Raw genomic sequence first — 16,170 nt, forward strand, 5'->3', positions numbered from 1 at the left:
ACTGTCGAGAGGTTGGTGCGGGCAGGTGCCTCGCCAACCTGGTCAGAGCCGGAAGGCAGCAGCCACAACGAGTCCCACTTGGGTCGTTATCAATCTCTCACCTAGTCACCTAATGACTAGCCGCATGTGCTCCCCCTCACACGTATTTGCGCCACTACGATTACGTTGAGGGCATTATGCTGGGAAGAATTAGAAACTGTATTTGCGAAGGGCCGGGGACTTAGGCTCCTACAGCCGTGTCGCCGCAAACGTATCGCACTCCCCTACCTGACCACCATCGAACCCTATACCGAACCAACGTGCGCGCTGATCGGATGTGCCGTGGGTAAATGTGTGAGGCTGTGGAACTCGACCTGCCTGCTTTTGAAGATGGTCGTCACCGATTTTACGCGCAGCATTCAGCGCTTCTTGCAGATCACCGCGCTCCATCAATCCCTGAACATTGCGTGCCCAAACCCCCGACAAACAGTCCGCCATAAGCTCCAGCCGCACAGTAAGTGCATTTGCCTCAACCTCGGTGCCCCGCTGCCGTGCCGCGTTAACCTTGGGCAATATCCCCAGCTCGTTCTGAACATGATGTGCGACTTCATGCGCAATCACATAGGCCGCCGCAAAATCACCGCCTGCACCCATTTGCTGATCCAGTGCACGGAAAAAATCCGTATCAAGATATGCCTTACTGTCTGCAGGGCAGTAAAAAGGACCGGTTGCACCACTGGCGCCGCCGCACGGACTTTGTGTTACACCGCTGAAGATCACCAATTTTGGTGGCACGTACTCACGCCCCAGTTGGTCGCGGAAAACCTGCGTCCAGACAGCTTCGGTGGTCGTGAGAACCTGCTCACTAAAGACAACGGATGGGTCATCACTGCGCACAGCGTTGCCGCTCTCTTGTTGCACACTCCCACCTTGCAACAATGGTGATACATCTATTCCGGTGAAGTACCCGATCGCCAAAACCGCCAGAACACCCGCCACGCCAAGGCTGCTTTTCCCGCCGACACTCCGCTGCCCGCTGCTCCGCCGCTCAACGTTGCTACTGCGCTTGATTCCCTTGAGCCGCATGGCATCCACATCCTTTATTTTTCTTTAACTCTTGTCAGCTTAACACCATTGCGCCAATTAAGCTCAATGTCACATAATAACGATCTTGCCGAAGACCGCACAAACTGGGCCGAAGACAGAACAATTCTGGCGAACGAACGTACCTTTGCAGGCTGGATGCGCACAGGCATGGCATCGCTTGCCGTAGCGATTGGCCTGAAGGCCGTATTTGGCGAGTTTGACCCAACATGGGCCGCGAAATCCGTTGCTACTATATTCGTTATCGCTGCTATCTACATTTTCTGGGCCGCCCATGATACCGCCACCAAAACACTCGAGCGGCTGGAGGACCATCATGCCAACGCCCAGTCTAATGCCCGCATGAAGGTCCTGGCGCTTGTCTTTAGTGGGGCATCATTTGCAGTCGGAGTAATCCTGTGGATGCTATGACAGCGGTTTACGATGGCCAACCGAGAGCCTAGTTTAGGCAAACCCGAATCCGGAATGGACACTTGATGACAGACACTGCCGCCTACCGCGTGCTTGCCCGGAAATACCGTCCGGAAACCTTCGCCGATCTGGTCGGACAGGAGGCGATGGTCCGCACGTTAAAAAACGCGTTTCAGGCGGACCGCATCGCGCAGGCGTTCATCATGACAGGTATTCGCGGGACTGGCAAAACTACAACCGCGCGCATCATTGCAAAAGGCATGAACTGCATCGGGACCGATGGGACAGGCAAACCCACAACCGAACCTTGCGGCGCGTGCGAGCATTGCACTGCAATCATGGAAGGCCGTCATGTCGACGTGATGGAAATGGATGCTGCCTCTAACACGGGCGTTGCAAACATCCGTGAAATCATCGATTCGGTTCACTATCGCGCGGCTTCTGCCCGTTACAAAGTCTATATTATCGACGAAGTGCACATGCTCTCGACCGGAGCGTTCAACGCGCTGCTTAAAACGCTTGAAGAGCCGCCGGAGCACGTCAAATTTATCTTCGCCACGACAGAAATACGCAAAGTTCCCGTTACCGTCCTGTCGCGCTGCCAGCGCTTTGATCTTCGCAGGATTGAGCCCGAAGTAATGATTACCTTGTTGCAAAAGATTGCTGGCGCAGAAGGTGCAGAAATTGCGGATGACGCACTTGCCCTGATCACACGCGCAGCCGAGGGGTCCGCCCGCGATGCAACCTCCCTTCTGGATCAGGCGATCAGCCATGGCGCGGGCGAGACAACAGCCCTTCAGGTGCGTGCCATGCTGGGTCTTGCCGACCGTGCCCGCGTGCTGGACCTGCTGGAAATGATCTTGCGCGGTGATGCAGCAGGTGCGCTGACCGAGATTGGCGCGCAATATGCCGAAGGGGCTGATCCTATGGCCGTCCTGCGCGATCTGGCCGAAATCACCCACTGGATAAGCGTGGTGAAAATTACGCCCGACGCTGCAGAAGATCCGACGATATCGCCCGAAGAGCGTGACCGTGGCCGGCAGATGGCCGATGCCCTTCCTATCCGCGTGCTGACCCGTCTTTGGCAAATGTTACTCAAGGCGCTTGAGGAAGTTGCCAGCGCGCCTAATGCTATGATGGCAGCGGAAATGGCCATCATCCGTCTGACGCATGTGGCCGATCTCCCCTCACCGGAAGAGTTGGTGCGCAGCTTGCAAAACAACCCCGCACCCACCGGCAGCAATCCGCGCCCCACAGCTGCGGCACCACAAGGCGGAGGGACCCAAGCAATTAGCCACAGTCAGACCAGAATGGTTGGCCAACCCAACATCGCTGGCCAAAACACCGCGCTGGCCCGCGCGCCTGACGGTGCTCTTGCGCATTACCCCACATTCGAACATGTTCTCGAACTCATCCGCCACAATCGGGACGTCAAACTGTTGGTCGAGGTCGAAACCTCTTTGCAACTCGCAGCATATCGCCCAGGCAGGATCGAATTTGTCCCCACCGATAACGCCCCCGGCGATCTTGCACAGCGTTTGGGCAACAAACTGCAGCTCTGGACCGGCAGCCGTTGGGCAGTCACATTGGTAAATTCCGGCGGCGCCCCGACGATCGCCTCGCTGCGCGACGCAAAAGATAACGCATTGCGCGCTGATGCGGCGGCCCATCCGATGATGCTGGCAGTGCTTGCGCAGTTTCCGCAGGCAAAAATTACCGCAATCCGTACGCCTCAGGACATCGCCGCAGCCGCCGTGACCGAAGCACTTCCTGAGGTTGAGGATGAATGGGACCCCTTCGAGGATAGCTAGCGCCACCTTGAACCAATACGCGACAAGCAACATATAAAGACCAACCGGAAAACAGGAGAACACGATGTTCAAAGGATTAGGCGGGCTCGGCGATATGGCCGGGATGATGAAAAAAGCTCAGGAAATGCAGGGCAAAATGGCCGAGATGCAGGAAGAAATGCACAATATCATGGTCACCGGCGAATCTGGTGCGGGCCTTGTAAAAGCAGTCTGTACTGCCAAAGGCGAGCTAAAGAGCCTCGACATTGATCCGTCGATCTTCAATGGCGATGACAAGGAAGTCGTCGAGGATCTTATCCTTGCCGCGATCAAGGACGCACAGGGCAAAGCGTCCGAACGTGCTGCCGAGGAGATGGGCAAGCTGACCGAGGGTATGGGCCTTCCCGCTGGTATGAAGCTGCCGTTCTGATCGGGCCGTTCTGTCTTTCCAATTAATTTCAATCCAACAGATACCGCGAGTGTAATTATATGAGTTCCACCCGCGACATCGACGCGCTAATTGAGTTGATGGCAAAACTCCCCGGCTTGGGGCCGCGCTCTGCGCGCCGAGCCGTGCTGCACCTTATTCGCAAGCGCGCGCTGCTGCTCTCGCCGCTTGCGGATGTAATGCAAACCGTCGCTGCGACAGCACGCGAATGCCTGAATTGCGGCAATGTCGGCACAGCCGATATTTGCGATATCTGTGACAATAACAAACGCGCCAACGGTGAGTTATGTGTGGTCGAGGATGTAGCAGACCTTTGGGCGATGGAACGTTCGGGTGTGTTCAAAGGGCGATATCACGTTCTTGGAGGCACTTTATCGGCCCTCGACGCCATTGGTCCGCAGGAGTTGCGCATTCCCCGCCTCATAGACCGCGTGCAAAGCGAGGAAATTTCGGAGGTTATCCTAGCGCTCAATGCCACAATAGACGGACAGACCACCGCCCATTACATCGCGGATCAGCTTGAAGGTAGGGTGCGCCTGACGTCATTGGCACAGGGTGTCCCTATCGGTGGTGAGTTGGACTATCTCGATGATGGTACAATCTCTGCGGCGATGCGCGCACGCAAGGATATCTAGTACGGCTCAGTCTTCCCAATCGGTCCCGATAGGCTCGCGGATACGCTCTTTCTCATCCGCAATCATGTCCTTGGCTTCCATTGTCTCCTCGATATCCTCGGCGGGAAGGGTATCTTCCCCCGCCGGAATACCAGTGAATGCCAATGCGAACAGCATCGGAAAGTGGTCCGAGCCGATTTTCTCCAAACGCTCCACCTTGACCAAGCGGAACTTCGGATCATGAAACAAATGGTCCAGTGGCCAGCGTGCCCACCAGTGAAACGCGTTGAAAGTGTTGTAAAAGCCGCGCCCCACCCGTGGGTCAAGCAGCCCTGACATCCTTTGAAACCGCCGCGTTGTTGTTGACCAGGCGACATCGTTGAGGTCACCAGAAACGATTGCAGGCAAAGGATCATCCGCTGCCTCAAGCCCGATATGCGCAATCTCACTATCACGCCCTACCGTATCGTGGGTCAGGACAGGCGGCTCAGGATGCACAACATAAAGGCGTATCCGCGCACCATTGCGCAATTGAACAGCGGTGCGTATCGACGGCACTCCCTCGGTCACAACTTCGCGCACCTGCGGCTCAGACAATGCAAGCTTCGACATCACACTGATGCCGTATCCCGTATCCTTTGGCACGTTGATCCGATGTCTGTATAAGCCTGACAGCGCGCCCTCCAGCGCCGAAATCCAGTTATCATCAACCTCGATCGCCAAAACGACATCTGGCTGATGCTGCTGAATTAGTCCGATCAATGCACCAAAATCCCGATTAGACTTTTTCACATTCGCAGCCAGCACGCTGATCTGTACACGCTCATCCGCTCGCAGGGCTTCGTCTGCATCAACAGACTGGCGCCACCACAGCGAAGTAAACTTTACAACGTAGAGCATCTGTACCAGCGCGATCGCCAGCAAGAGCGGCGCAAGCCAGTAGTACGAGGTTAAGGGGGCTGCAATAGCAGCGGCAACCGCCCCGACCCAAAACATCTGAAGTCTGAAAAAATCAGGCCCGCGCGTAAACCCGTAGGGGAGTTTGCTTAACGGCAACGCAGTGGCGATCAACAGGATCGCTGCAATGCCGATCAATATTCCATCAATATAGCCAGTCATTTAATCGGTCCTGCACCAAAAAAGGCGCCCGCGACCGGACGCCTCATTGATTCTAACGCGACGCAGTAACGGTAGGTTCCCTGAACTGTGACACATACGACATTATTTTGTATCGTCGTCTTCGTCTTCGTCATCGCTGTCAGGGATGTTGAAAAAGCTCTCTGCGTCCGCAAAGTCGCTGTCTTTTTTCTCGTCCTCTTCGTCATCGTCCGCGCCGCCCGCCAGGGTAAAGGTCTCCAAACCCTCAATGGCAGTTGGCATCTTGGCGTCCGCATCCATGCCGAGGCTCTGCTCGGTGCTCACCAGTTTGCGGCGCTCGTCGTCAGTCATCACACCGCCTTCGGCGGCCTTTTTGGCCGCAGCCTTCTGCACCATAGCGTCCAGTTCGGACTGCTTGCACAGGCCCAGCGCCACAGGGTCGATCGGCTGAATGTTGGAGATGTTCCAATGTGTCCGCTCACGGATCGCCTGGATTGTGGGCTTGGTCGTGCCGACCAGCTTGCTCACCTGTGCATCCGACAACTCGGGATGAAACTTCACGAGCCATAAAATCGAGGCGGGCCGATCTTGGCGCTTTGACAGCGGTGTATACCGCGGGCCACGGCGCTTTTCTTCGCCAGCAGCAGCAGCATTGAACTTTAGCTCCAACTTGTGCATCGGGCTGTTTTGCGCTTTGTCGATCTCTTCCTGCGTCAACTGGTTGTTGGTGATGGGGTCAAACCCTTTTACGCCAGCTGCCACATCACCGTCCGCAATGCCCTGCACTTCCAACTCGTGCATACCCACAAAATCCGCGATCTGCTTGAAGCCGATCGTTGTATTATCCACCAGCCAAACTGCGGTGGCTTTTGCCATAATCGGTTTACCCATGTGTCTCTCCTTTAAACGCACCTTCCCCGTCGCCTGAATTAGGCTGTCCCGGAGGCCGGAACCGTTTCCAATGTGGGGGAACTTGTGGCTTATATAGCCAAGGATTGCCCATAAGGAAAGACCCCAGATGCGCCGCGCTTTACTGACCCTCGTTCTCGCCCTGACCGCCCTGACCGCCCGAGCCGAAGGCGAGCGTGCGGGCGATTTTGACTATTACGTGATGGCACTGAGTTGGTCAGCAAACTGGTGCGCCCTCGAGGGGGATGCCCGCAACTCACCGCAATGCGATGCACAGGAAGATCACGGCTGGATTCTCCATGGCCTATGGCCCCAGTTCCACCGTGGGTTCCCCTCGTATTGCCAGACCGCCAAGCGCCCGCCGTCGCGGGGTATGACAACCGATATGGCAGATATTATGGGCACCGGTGGCCTCGCATGGCACCAGTGGAAAAAGCATGGCACTTGCACAGATCTAAATGCCCAAGACTACTACGCCCTGTCGCGGCGCGCTTATGCAACGATCAACCGCCCAGTCATTTTCCGCAAGCTGGACCGCATGGTAAAACTTCCCGCGTCTGTGGTTGAGGAAGCTTTCCTGAAGGAAAACCCTGCCCTCACTCGTGACGCAATTACAATAACTTGCCGTCAAGGCTACATTCAGGAAGCCCGTATCTGCCTGTCGCGCGACCTCACGCCCGTACCCTGCGGCAGTGATGTAATCAAAGATTGCACGCTAAAGGACGCAATCTTCACTCCGTTACGCTGATCACATTATCCGTTTTTCAACAACGCCCGGATCTTGAAATAGGAAACCGGACGCAGTGTGCTGCGTCCGGCCCAAAACAAAAATCGAATCTGGTGTGACTATGCCAATTCGGCTTAGCCAGCGACCTTCAGTACGATCTTCCCGATATGTTGGCTTGCTTCCATATGCGCATGAGCACTGGATGCATCTTCAAACTCGAACTCGCTATCCATCACCGGAGAAATCCGGCCCGACGCCAACAGTGGCCAAACGGCCTCTCGCAACTCGGTTGCGATGCGGGCCTTCGCCAAATCCGACTGCGGCCGCAGGGTACTGCCCGTGAACGTCAAACGCTTTGCCATCAAAGGCGCAAAGTTGATCTCCGCCTTTGCACCACCCAGAAATGCAATCTGCACAAGACGCCCCTCCATATCAAGCGCATCAATATTGCGCGCGATGTATTCGCCTCCTACCATATCAAGGATGACATCAGCGCCGCCTTCGGCCTTCATCACTGCGACAAAATCCTCCTCGCGGTAATTGATCGCCCTTTCGGCTCCCAACTCGACGCAGGCTGCACATTTCTCGGCGTTGCCCGCCGTTACAAAAACCCGCGCGCCGAACGCGTTGGCCAGCTGGACCGCTGTCGTGCCGATACCGGATGATCCACCGTGGATCAAAATACGTTCTCCTGCCTTCAACCCGCCGCGCATAAACACGTTGGACCAGACAGTGAAAAACGTCTCGGGCAAGCACGCCGCTTCCTTAAGGCCCATACCCTTTGGCACCGGCAAGCAATGTGCCGCAGGCGTGGCCACATATTCGGCATATCCGCCACCGGGCAGCAGCGCACATACCTCGTCCCCAAGGGAGATGCCGGACACACCGGCGCCGATCGCTACAACCTCTCCCGAAGCTTCCAGACCGGGCAAATCACTTGCGGTGGGCGGTGGCGCATAAGCACCTGCACGTTGCAACGCATCGGGACGGTTCACACCGGCATAGGCAACCTTGATCACCACCTGGCCCTGAGCAGGGGTCGGCACAGGCCGCTGGGTGACCTGCAAAACTTCTGGCCCACCGGGCTTTGTAATCTCGACGGCACGCATCATCTGGGTCATTGCTCGCTCCTACAGTAGTTGAATTTCGAGGCCAACATAAGTGAACGCTAGGGGGAGTACAGCCCCATAAGCATGCCATATGGCCAGCACTCCGACGTTTTGCTAGTTTGCGAATTAACGCGTCAAAAGGACTCTTCGATGCCCCCGCCTTCCTTTATCCGGCATCCTGATGCCCGCGCCTTCGCGCAAGCTGGCGTCACCGTCGCACAAAAGAGCGAGCCGCGCGGTCTGATCCCTGCTCATCCAGTTCAAACATCTGTTGCAATGCTGATGGGGGCACTGGAGGGGGGATTCCCGTTTTGTGTCAGCGACAACCCGGTACCTGATTTGCCAGCATTGCCGCATGCTCATTTTGCAACTCTCACGGGCGGCACCTCTGGCCCGCCCAAAGTGATCCTGCGCAGCCAGCATTCGTGGATCAGGAGTTTTCACACCAACGCCGACCTGTTCCGCTACAGCGCGCGCGATGGGATCGCGGTGCTCGGCGCGCTCGGTCACTCCCTCGCGCTTTATGGGGTTCTTGAAGGGCTCCACCTCGGACTGACGGTCCACACACTTTCGGACCTATCTCCCTATGGGCAATGCGGGCGCATGGCCGAGGCAGAATGCACTATACTCTATGCTACTCCCGCCCAACTCCGGCTGTTGCCCCTCCATATGCCGTTGACGGGTATCCGACTGATCCTGTGCGGCGGCGGCGCGCTCACATGTGCAACCCGCGCCCACATCGCTGCCCTATGCCCGAATGCCGCGCTGCACGTATTTTATGGCGCCGCAGAGACCAGTTTTATCACTCTTGGCGGACCAAATACGCCGGAGGGCTCCGTAGGCCGCGCCTATCCGGAGGTCGAGCTAATGGTGCGGACCCCCGATGCAACAGGAACCGGTACAATCTGGATTCGCAGCCCCTATTTGTTCGAACGCTACCTCTCTGGTAGCAGCCCGCACACCTGCCGCGATGGCGACTGGCTCACCGTGGGTGAGTTGGGCCACCTTGATGAACAGGGAAATCTGTTTTTGCAGGGGCGCGCCGGTCGCGTCTTTACGGTCGCGGATCAAACCATCTACCCCGAAGCGCTGGAAGAACAGTTTTGTGCGCTTGATGGCATCCGGCAATGCGCCGTATTGGCCCGCCCAGATCCCCTAAGGGGCCGACATATGGTGGTCATAATCGAAGGTCCCGAAAATTTGCACACCGGCGAGGCATTGCTGACGCATTGTAGAGCGAACGCTCTCACCGTGCCGCGCGCTGTTCTGTTTCTGGATCAATTCCCGCTTTTGCCCTCAGGGAAACCCGACCTCTGTCAGATCGCGACAGCGACCGGATGTATCCTGTGACCGCGCACATAATTGCAGCATGCCGGAGTGCGGTCGTGCCTCGCGGAGGCGCGTTTGCGCCATTGTCGATTCATGCCCTCGGCGCGCCTGTTTTAAAGGCAGCCCTCGCCCAAACTAGGCTGGACGGCGCCCAAGTCGACGAGGTGATCGTCTCAAACTCTCTGGGCGGTGGTGGCAATCCTGCCCGCCTAATTGCCCTTGCTGCCGGTCTCCCCCAGCGTGTCGCGGGTCTGAGTATTGACCGGCAATGCGCTGGCGGTCTTGATGCACTCCTGCTTGCGAAAGCGTTGATAGAAAGCGGTGCCGCCGATGTCATTATAGCAGGCGGTGTTGAAAGCTACTCCAGACGTCCTCAGCGCCTGCACACGTTTGCGGACGGTCGCCCACCCCAAGTCTACGACCAGCCCCCTTTTGCTCCTTGGCCTGCGCAGGATCCTGATATGGCGGCGGCTGCCGATGCACTCTCGACTGCCTATGGTATTTCCCGGGAAGATCAGGACCATTGGGCAATCCAAAGCCACGCAAAAGCCATCACATGGCGCCCTTCACCAGACGAAATCGTCCAGTTGGAGGGCCATAACTTCGATCCCTTCACCCGCAAGATGCTCCCCGCCCTTGCGGCCCGGGCCAAGGTTATAACTGGCAGCATTACCACTGCCAACATGGCCGTTGCCGCAGACGGTGCAGCATTTTGTGTTGTTGTATCAGCACGCGTTTTGAAGCAGATCGGCAGTGAGGGCATCGCCCTTCTTGGCGGCGCCACAAAAGGCGACAGGCCTGATTTGCCTGGTATTGCCCCGCTCGCCGCAATCAAGGCTACGTTTGCAACAACCGGATTGAGACCATGCGACATCACCCATGCCGAGATAATGGAAGCATTTGCGGTTCAGGCAATCGCCTGTGTACAGGGTGCGGATATTGATCCGGCGCGGGTCAACATGGGCGGGGGGGCATTGGCCCGCGGCCATCCCATCGGCGCCTCCGGCACGATCAACGCCGTTCGCCTTTACCATCAGCTGCGCTGCAATGGCGGCACCGGCCTTGCCGCCATTGCAGCAGCAGGCGGTATTGCCACCGCTCTGATGCTAGCTACGTGAAAGTACACTGTTAGGCCGCGCCTTGAACAGCGCCGCAGTGATCAGCCCGGTCAGCACCGCCTTGATCAAATCGCCCGGAATAAAGGCGGTGACCAGCAAGGCGGCCTCGACCACAGGCTTGCCCAGTACAATAGATAGGCCGCCGATCCCGAAGACATAAAGCGCGGCCACGCCCCCAACAACCGCAGCGATACCCGCACCCCAGCCTACAGGCAGACCGCGCAACCGCTCCATCATCAAGCCTGTCACAAATGCCGCGACAGGGAAGCCGATTAGAAAGCCCGCAGTAGGGGCCGTGAACAAGCCCAATCCACCGCGGCCACCCGCGAGCAACGGCAGGCCTAATGCAACCAGTCCGACAAACAGCAGCGCCGCCAGAAAACCACGTTTTGCGCCCAGAACGGTGCCGCACAGCATCACTCCGAGGCTTTGAGCCGTGATAGGCACACCGAAGGCCAGCGTCAGTTGCGGGATCAGACCCAATGCCGCGATCAACGCGGTAAACAAGGCTATCTGCGTAACGTTCCGTTCCATTTTTATCCGTTCCTATCTTCTTCAAATCCACCGCGTGCACGCAATGCTTCGGCAACGTGATCCGCGTCATCCAGTGCCAGCACCATGAACGGGACGATTACCCGCCAACCTGCCCGGCGGTAAGACCGCGCGCGCCATGCCTGCGCCAAAGCACCACCCTTTTGTGCCAGAACGGGGGTAAAGCGGATCACCATGGCCGCCGCAAGCTCTATTGCACGCAAATTAACGCCAAGCCGCTCAAACGGCTGCAAGAGCCGGTGTACCACGCCCATCATATCCGCCAGCGTGGTGGTCATTGTCACCAGATTGGCAAGGGCCACAGCCGTCAGCATCCGAAGCGTAATCAGCGCGCCTTCGCGTGGGATTCCAGCTATCAAATGCCACGCAACGAGCAGCACAACAAACGGCCAAAGTGGCCATACCCGCCGCAGACCATGGCGAAAAAATACTGCTCCAGGCAGGGCATAAAGAACCAGAACCCCAGACGCGGCCGCGGCCAACACCCAAAGTGACTGTGCCGCAAAAAGCGCGACAGACCCGCCGCATAGCGCCAACAGTTTTGCCCCCGCAGGCCAGTTATGGGCACGGGTCCTAACCGGTGAGGTCAGTGAGATCATCCCGTTCTCCCAACTCGATCATTGCCGTTTCAAATGCCTGTGCCACCTGTGCCGCCGGACCCTGCATCGCGATTGCGCCACCCTCAATCCAGAGGGCGTGATCATAAAGCGCAATCACGCGTGGATCATGCGTAATATGCACCAGCGTGCAATTCGCATGTGCCAGAACACGGCTCAGATGCATCGCTGTAGGGATGTCGAGCCCTGCGAAAGGCTCATCAAGAATAATCACCTTGGGGTTCATCGCAAGGACCGCCATAAGACAGACCAGTTGCCGCTGCCCTTGTGAAAGCTGGTGGATCGCCGCTTCTAGCCATGCTAATTTCCCGAACCGCGCGAGGGTCTGGGCAACGTGGTTTCTCACTTCTGATTTGATCATCCCCATCTGGGCAAGTCCGAATGAGATCTCCTCTCCCACGGTGGGGAAAATAATCTGGTGATCAGGGTTCTGGAATAGTATGCCAACCGCGCCCAACGCGCCGCGCCTGTCACGGACTACATCAATTCCGGCGATTCTCACCCGTCCGCCCGTTGGTTTTTGAAGTCCTGCCAAAACCCGCGCCAGCGTTGTCTTACCCGATCCGTTGCGCCCCAGTATTCCCAGCCGACGAGCATCGGTGGCGAGACTGATACCGCGCAAAATATCGCGCCCGTCTACGGACAGATCCACAGCGTCCAATTCAATCAAAAATGCGGGAGAGGGTCCGATGTTCAAAACCTTGCTAAGAGATGTCGTCCGGCACCTACCAGCACACCGCAGCAGCGAAAAGTAAGAAACGTTGTCATCGCGCGCTGACGCGACCATTGAGGCCTCGGCATCCGGCCCCATCAGTCAAATGCGCCTTATTCATGCGCGTCACTTCGCGGCTCAGGTAACCTATGTTACAGTCAGTTGCTGACTGTTTTTCGAGTTCAGGATCGTGTCCACCGTCCCGGCATACCGGATTGCGGCATCCGTTGCGGCGCTTTGACGTGACCAAGGAGCCAGTTCGGCCCAGCCATAAGCTTGCTCAACACAGGGTTACTATTCACCTGCGCCTTCAGCTTTTCAATCTGCATCACATTTTCGATGCGGCGATCCAGAAACGACCATGTATCTGCGTGATCCGCACTGGTATCGCCCAACCAATACAGCACAGTCGCGGAATAAACCCCGCTCAAAGTTGCCCGCTTTGTGTACCAGTTCACATCCTCGGATGTATCGCCAAGCGCGGTCCAGATCGCATCAGCCGTGCCCCATATCAACTTGGCCGCGTCACCCGCATAGATCGGCAGAGCGAACAAGGTCGTGCCGCGTCGCACAATCTCCTTGTCCTCCACTGCTTCAAGGCGGAAACGCACCGCTGCCGCCACACGTGCACTGTATTTCAACGTGCTCAGATCAGCCTCTGCCATCTTTGCCAGCATCGCCTTATCACCCTTTTGATGGTACAAGACCGCAAGATCCACCGCACCCCTTGGGCACAGGCTCTGTGCAACTGTCCGGTCCACGCCCGAATCCGCGATTGCCGCGTCAAATGTGGCCTGCGACCATCCATCAAAGGGCACATGCATTTGGGCCGCCTGCAAAAGATGGTCTTTGGGCGTTAAACGTGTCGTAGGCATTGCGGCACTCCTGCTGGGGTTCAATACACTGGACAATATAGCACGCGTTTGCTAAAGCACCACTTCCTGCAAATCCTTGCAACTTCAAACTAGAAAGGTGGTGAAAACCACATGCAGGTAAGTGTTCGCGATAATAACGTCGATCAAGCGCTGCGCGCCCTGAAGAAAAAACTTCAGCGCGAGGGTGTGTTTCGTGAAATGAAGCTCAAGCAACATTTCGAGAAACCTTCCGAGAAAAAAGCACGCGAGAAAGCCGAAGCGATCCGCCGTTCCAGGAAACTGGCACGGAAAAAGCTCCAGCGCGAAGGTATGATGTAATCCATCCTTTGTTGCTTAGCGTAAGAATAAATCACCCCGTAGCCCCCTGTGGCTGCGGGGTTTTTTTATCAGATCTTCTTCCAGATCTAGAGTGCGCTGCTTCGAATTTCACTTAAAGTCGAGACTTGCACGAGAGAACGGCTCGGGAACCTAGCGATCAACATCGACTGACTTTCATACAGGAAGGGCTGTTGTTTTGCATACTGTTCGGAGCGCAAAGCTCGATTGCATCTGCCCAACACCTGGCAAGCGCGCCAGATACTGGCGGTGGATGCGCGCAAAATCATCCGTGTCCTCCGCCACCACCTTGAGCAGATAATCCGCAGACCCCGCCATCAGATGACATTCAAGCACATCCGGTATCCGTGCCACAGCTTTCTCGAAGGCATCCAGAATCTCATCCGCTTGCCCCTGCAATGTGATCTCGACAAACACTGTTGTCGGAACCCCCATTTTGCGCGCGTCGAGCAGTGCCACATATTCGCGGATGTAACCTTCGGATTCCAGCCGCTGAACCCGCCGATGGCAGGCCGACGGTGACAGATTCACCTGCTCGGACAACTCCGCATTCGACATTCGCCCACGCCGCTGCAAGGCAGCGAGCAGCTTTCGATCAATACTATCGAGCATATACGCAATACCTTTGCGCCAAAATTGCATTTAGCCACAGATTCTTCGAAATACGCTATCATCAGCGCCCTGCATTAACCACCCGTTTGCAGATGAACAGGCGTATCTGTTTTTCAAACACCCTGAGGAGGAAACATTTCATGAAAATTGGCTGCCCAAAAGAGATCAAACCCCAAGAGTTTCGCGTCGGGATGACACCGAATGCCGCCTACGAAGCGGTTCAGGCTGGCCATAGTGTAATCATCGAGACAAACGCAGGTACCGGCGCCGGTTTCGAGGATACAGATTACATCGCCGCTGGTGCCGAAATCATCGCCACGGCCGCTGAAATTTTTGCCGCCGCCGATATGATCGTCAAAGTAAAAGAGCCCCAAGCTGTGGAGCGCAAGATGCTGCGCGAAGGGCAAGTCCTCTTTACCTATCTCCATCTTGCGCCCGATCCGGAACAGACAAAAGACCTCATCGCCTCCGGTGCAACATGTATCGCTTATGAAACAGTAACCGACCGCAACGGTGGTCTTCCCCTTCTGGCCCCGATGTCAGAAGTCGCGGGCAAGCTTGCTCCGCAGGTTGGCGCTTGGACGCTGCAAAAAGCGAATGGCGGCCGCGGCGTCCTGATGGGCGGTGTACCGGGTGTTACACCGGCAAAAGTTGTCGTCATTGGTGGTGGTGTGGTAGGCACACATGCTGCACGCGTTGCTGCGGGCATGGGCGCAGATGTAACCGTGCTCGACCGCTCTTTGGTGCGTATGCGCTACCTCGATGATGCCTTCGCTGGCGTGTTCAAAACCAGTTTTGCCTCCGCCGGCAATACGATTGAACTCGCCCGTCAGGCGGACCTGATCATCGGGGCCGTCCTGATCCCCGGCGCGGCGGCGCCCCAGTTGATCACACGCGCGCAACTATCAGAGCTGAAGCCCGGCACCGCGCTCGTTGACGTGGCGATCGATCAGGGCGGATGTTTCGAAACATCAAAGGCGACAACCCATCAGGACCCGATTTATGAGGTGGACGGCATCATGCATTATTGCGTAGCCAATATGCCCGGCGCTGTCGCCCGCACCTCAACCATCGCATTGGGCAATGCCACGATGCCCTTTATGATGGCGCTGGCGAACAAAGGGTGGAAACAAGCCTGCGCCGACGATGCGCATCTGTTAGCAGGTCTTAACGTGCATGCAGGCCAGATCACTTATGCCGCCGTGGGCGAAGCATTGGGAATGGACTACATCACTGCAGAGCAGGCTATCACCTGAATTAACAAAGGGGGGCTGCATTTCTGCGCCCCCCTCTTCGTTGCCAGATCTCCGGCGTATAGTTACTTCTTCAGCTCAAGCAGGATTTGCGCCAGCAGCTCTTCCTGTGTCGGACCAGCAGGGGCCGCAGGCGCCGCTTCTGGCTCAGGGCCTTTGGCCTTGTTCACAGCCTTCACAAGCATGAATACCACGAATGCAATGATCAAGAAATTGATGATTGCCATGATAAAGTTGCCGTACATGAATTCTGCTTCGCCGAAGGAAACCGACAGCTCGCTGAAATCGATGCCGCCAATAAACAAGCCGATCAACGGGTTGATCATATCTGCAACCAATGAGGCCACAATCGCGGTGAATGCCGCACCGATAATGATACCAACAGCAAGGTCCATGACGTTGCCCTTGGCGATAAAATCTTTGAATTCTCTAATCATTTCTTTGTCCCTAGTAATGTTTTCGGCCGCAGGCTTATCCGCCCTTTACACCGTCGAAAATCACCTAGCACAGGGTAGATTTAGAAACATCTTGTTTCTAAGGGGAAAACGTCCGACTTTTTGGCCGTCGGTAAAGTCAC

Annotated in this window: 19 protein-coding genes and 1 other RNA gene; 10 read left to right on the forward strand and 10 right to left on the reverse strand. The window is 56.6% G+C overall.

Translation table 11 applies throughout. The features are described 5' to 3' along the window. Positions 1 to 5 precede the first annotated feature (5 nt). Positions 6 to 103: signal recognition particle sRNA small type (gene ffs / locus C8N30_RS05930), an RNA gene on the forward strand. A 125-nt stretch (positions 104 to 228) separates the two neighbouring features. Here ffs and ypfJ read toward each other — a convergent pair. Further along, a complete protein-coding gene (ypfJ, locus tag C8N30_RS05935; RefSeq protein WP_025063586.1) occupies positions 229 to 1,065 on the reverse strand; it encodes a KPN_02809 family neutral zinc metallopeptidase in 837 nt (278 codons plus the stop codon). Between the two features lie 66 nt (positions 1,066 to 1,131). Between ypfJ and C8N30_RS05940 the strand changes: the two genes are divergently transcribed. The 4 genes from C8N30_RS05940 to recR all read left to right on the forward strand — a co-directional run bounded on the left by C8N30_RS05940 (position 1,132) and on the right by recR (position 4,367). Next, on the forward strand, positions 1,132 to 1,494 hold the full coding sequence (locus C8N30_RS05940) for a DUF202 domain-containing protein (RefSeq protein ID WP_025063587.1): 363 nt from the start codon (positions 1,132 to 1,134) through the stop codon (positions 1,492 to 1,494). A 65-nt stretch (positions 1,495 to 1,559) separates the two neighbouring features. Beyond that, positions 1,560 to 3,305: a DNA polymerase III subunit gamma/tau gene (locus tag C8N30_RS05945; RefSeq protein ID WP_025063588.1), complete on the forward strand. Its 1,746-nt coding sequence runs from the start codon at positions 1,560 to 1,562 to the stop codon at positions 3,303 to 3,305. Between the two features lie 64 nt (positions 3,306 to 3,369). Next, positions 3,370 to 3,714, forward strand: a complete 345-nt coding sequence (locus tag C8N30_RS05950) for a YbaB/EbfC family nucleoid-associated protein (protein ID WP_025063589.1) — start codon at positions 3,370 to 3,372, stop codon at positions 3,712 to 3,714. 59 nt (positions 3,715 to 3,773) lie between these two features. Continuing rightward, positions 3,774 to 4,367, forward strand: a complete 594-nt coding sequence (gene recR / locus C8N30_RS05955; RefSeq protein WP_025063590.1) for a recombination mediator RecR — start codon at positions 3,774 to 3,776, stop codon at positions 4,365 to 4,367. A 6-nt stretch (positions 4,368 to 4,373) separates the two neighbouring features. On the opposite strand, the gene C8N30_RS05960 is transcribed toward recR, so the two are convergent. Both C8N30_RS05960 and C8N30_RS05965 read right to left on the reverse strand, forming a co-directional pair. Next, on the reverse strand, positions 4,374 to 5,465 hold the full coding sequence (locus tag C8N30_RS05960) for an endonuclease/exonuclease/phosphatase family protein (protein ID WP_051567225.1): 1,092 nt from the start codon (positions 5,463 to 5,465) through the stop codon (positions 4,374 to 4,376). Positions 5,466 to 5,567: 102 nt separating this feature from the next. Beyond that, on the reverse strand, positions 5,568 to 6,335 hold the full coding sequence (locus C8N30_RS05965; RefSeq protein ID WP_025063592.1) for a DUF1013 domain-containing protein: 768 nt from the start codon (positions 6,333 to 6,335) through the stop codon (positions 5,568 to 5,570). A gap of 127 nt (positions 6,336 to 6,462) precedes the next feature. Here C8N30_RS05965 and C8N30_RS05970 point away from each other — a divergent pair, with 127 nt between their 5' ends. Beyond that, entirely contained in the window at positions 6,463 to 7,101 is a 639-nt protein-coding gene (locus tag C8N30_RS05970; protein ID WP_025063593.1) for a ribonuclease T2 family protein, read from the forward strand. 113 nt (positions 7,102 to 7,214) lie between these two features. On the opposite strand, the gene C8N30_RS05975 is transcribed toward C8N30_RS05970, so the two are convergent. Then, entirely contained in the window at positions 7,215 to 8,201 is a 987-nt protein-coding gene (locus tag C8N30_RS05975) for an NAD(P)H-quinone oxidoreductase (RefSeq protein WP_025063594.1), read from the reverse strand. A 138-nt stretch (positions 8,202 to 8,339) separates the two neighbouring features. Here C8N30_RS05975 and C8N30_RS05980 point away from each other — a divergent pair, with 138 nt between their 5' ends. Together C8N30_RS05980 and C8N30_RS05985 are read left to right on the forward strand one after the other, a co-directional pair. Next, positions 8,340 to 9,539: an AMP-binding protein gene (locus tag C8N30_RS05980; protein WP_025063595.1), complete on the forward strand. Its 1,200-nt coding sequence runs from the start codon at positions 8,340 to 8,342 to the stop codon at positions 9,537 to 9,539. After that, positions 9,536 to 10,636, forward strand: a complete 1,101-nt coding sequence (locus C8N30_RS05985) for a thiolase family protein (protein ID WP_025063596.1) — start codon at positions 9,536 to 9,538, stop codon at positions 10,634 to 10,636. The genes C8N30_RS05980 and C8N30_RS05985 overlap by 4 nt, the downstream gene beginning before the upstream one ends. On the opposite strand, the gene C8N30_RS05990 is transcribed toward C8N30_RS05985, so the two are convergent. The 4 genes from C8N30_RS05990 to C8N30_RS06005 all read right to left on the reverse strand — a co-directional run bounded on the left by C8N30_RS05990 (position 10,625) and on the right by C8N30_RS06005 (position 13,392). Further along, a complete protein-coding gene (locus tag C8N30_RS05990) occupies positions 10,625 to 11,170 on the reverse strand; it encodes a biotin transporter BioY (RefSeq protein WP_025063597.1) in 546 nt (181 codons plus the stop codon). The genes C8N30_RS05985 and C8N30_RS05990 overlap by 12 nt on opposite strands. Before the next feature lie 2 nt (positions 11,171 to 11,172). After that, the gene (locus C8N30_RS05995; protein ID WP_025063598.1) at positions 11,173 to 11,787 is read right to left on the reverse strand and encodes an energy-coupling factor transporter transmembrane component T family protein; all 615 of its coding nucleotides are present in this window, start codon (positions 11,785 to 11,787) and stop codon (positions 11,173 to 11,175) included. After that, positions 11,762 to 12,616, reverse strand: coding sequence for an energy-coupling factor ABC transporter ATP-binding protein (locus C8N30_RS06000; protein WP_025063599.1), 855 nt, complete (start codon positions 12,614 to 12,616; stop codon positions 11,762 to 11,764). The genes C8N30_RS05995 and C8N30_RS06000 overlap by 26 nt, the downstream gene beginning before the upstream one ends. Before the next feature lie 83 nt (positions 12,617 to 12,699). After that, the gene (locus C8N30_RS06005; protein WP_025063600.1) at positions 12,700 to 13,392 is read right to left on the reverse strand and encodes a COQ9 family protein; all 693 of its coding nucleotides are present in this window, start codon (positions 13,390 to 13,392) and stop codon (positions 12,700 to 12,702) included. Between the two features lie 111 nt (positions 13,393 to 13,503). Between C8N30_RS06005 and rpsU the strand changes: the two genes are divergently transcribed. Further along, positions 13,504 to 13,710, forward strand: a complete 207-nt coding sequence (rpsU, locus tag C8N30_RS06010; protein WP_005851231.1) for a 30S ribosomal protein S21 — start codon at positions 13,504 to 13,506, stop codon at positions 13,708 to 13,710. Positions 13,711 to 13,884: 174 nt separating this feature from the next. Here the strand turns inward: rpsU and C8N30_RS06015 are convergent, their stop codons facing one another. Further along, positions 13,885 to 14,340 (reverse strand): Lrp/AsnC family transcriptional regulator, encoded by a 456-nt coding sequence (locus C8N30_RS06015; protein ID WP_025063601.1) that lies wholly within the window; start codon positions 14,338 to 14,340, stop codon positions 13,885 to 13,887. A gap of 140 nt (positions 14,341 to 14,480) precedes the next feature. Here C8N30_RS06015 and ald point away from each other — a divergent pair, with 140 nt between their 5' ends. Next, entirely contained in the window at positions 14,481 to 15,596 is a 1,116-nt protein-coding gene (gene ald / locus C8N30_RS06020; protein ID WP_025063602.1) for an alanine dehydrogenase, read from the forward strand. 62 nt (positions 15,597 to 15,658) lie between these two features. Here ald and mscL read toward each other — a convergent pair whose 3' ends face one another. Next, positions 15,659 to 16,030: a large conductance mechanosensitive channel protein MscL gene (gene mscL / locus C8N30_RS06025; protein ID WP_025063603.1), complete on the reverse strand. Its 372-nt coding sequence runs from the start codon at positions 16,028 to 16,030 to the stop codon at positions 15,659 to 15,661. Positions 16,031 to 16,170 lie beyond the last annotated feature (140 nt).

Source organism: Sulfitobacter guttiformis, assembly GCF_003610455.1.
GTDB lineage: Bacteria > Pseudomonadota > Alphaproteobacteria > Rhodobacterales > Rhodobacteraceae > Sulfitobacter > Sulfitobacter guttiformis.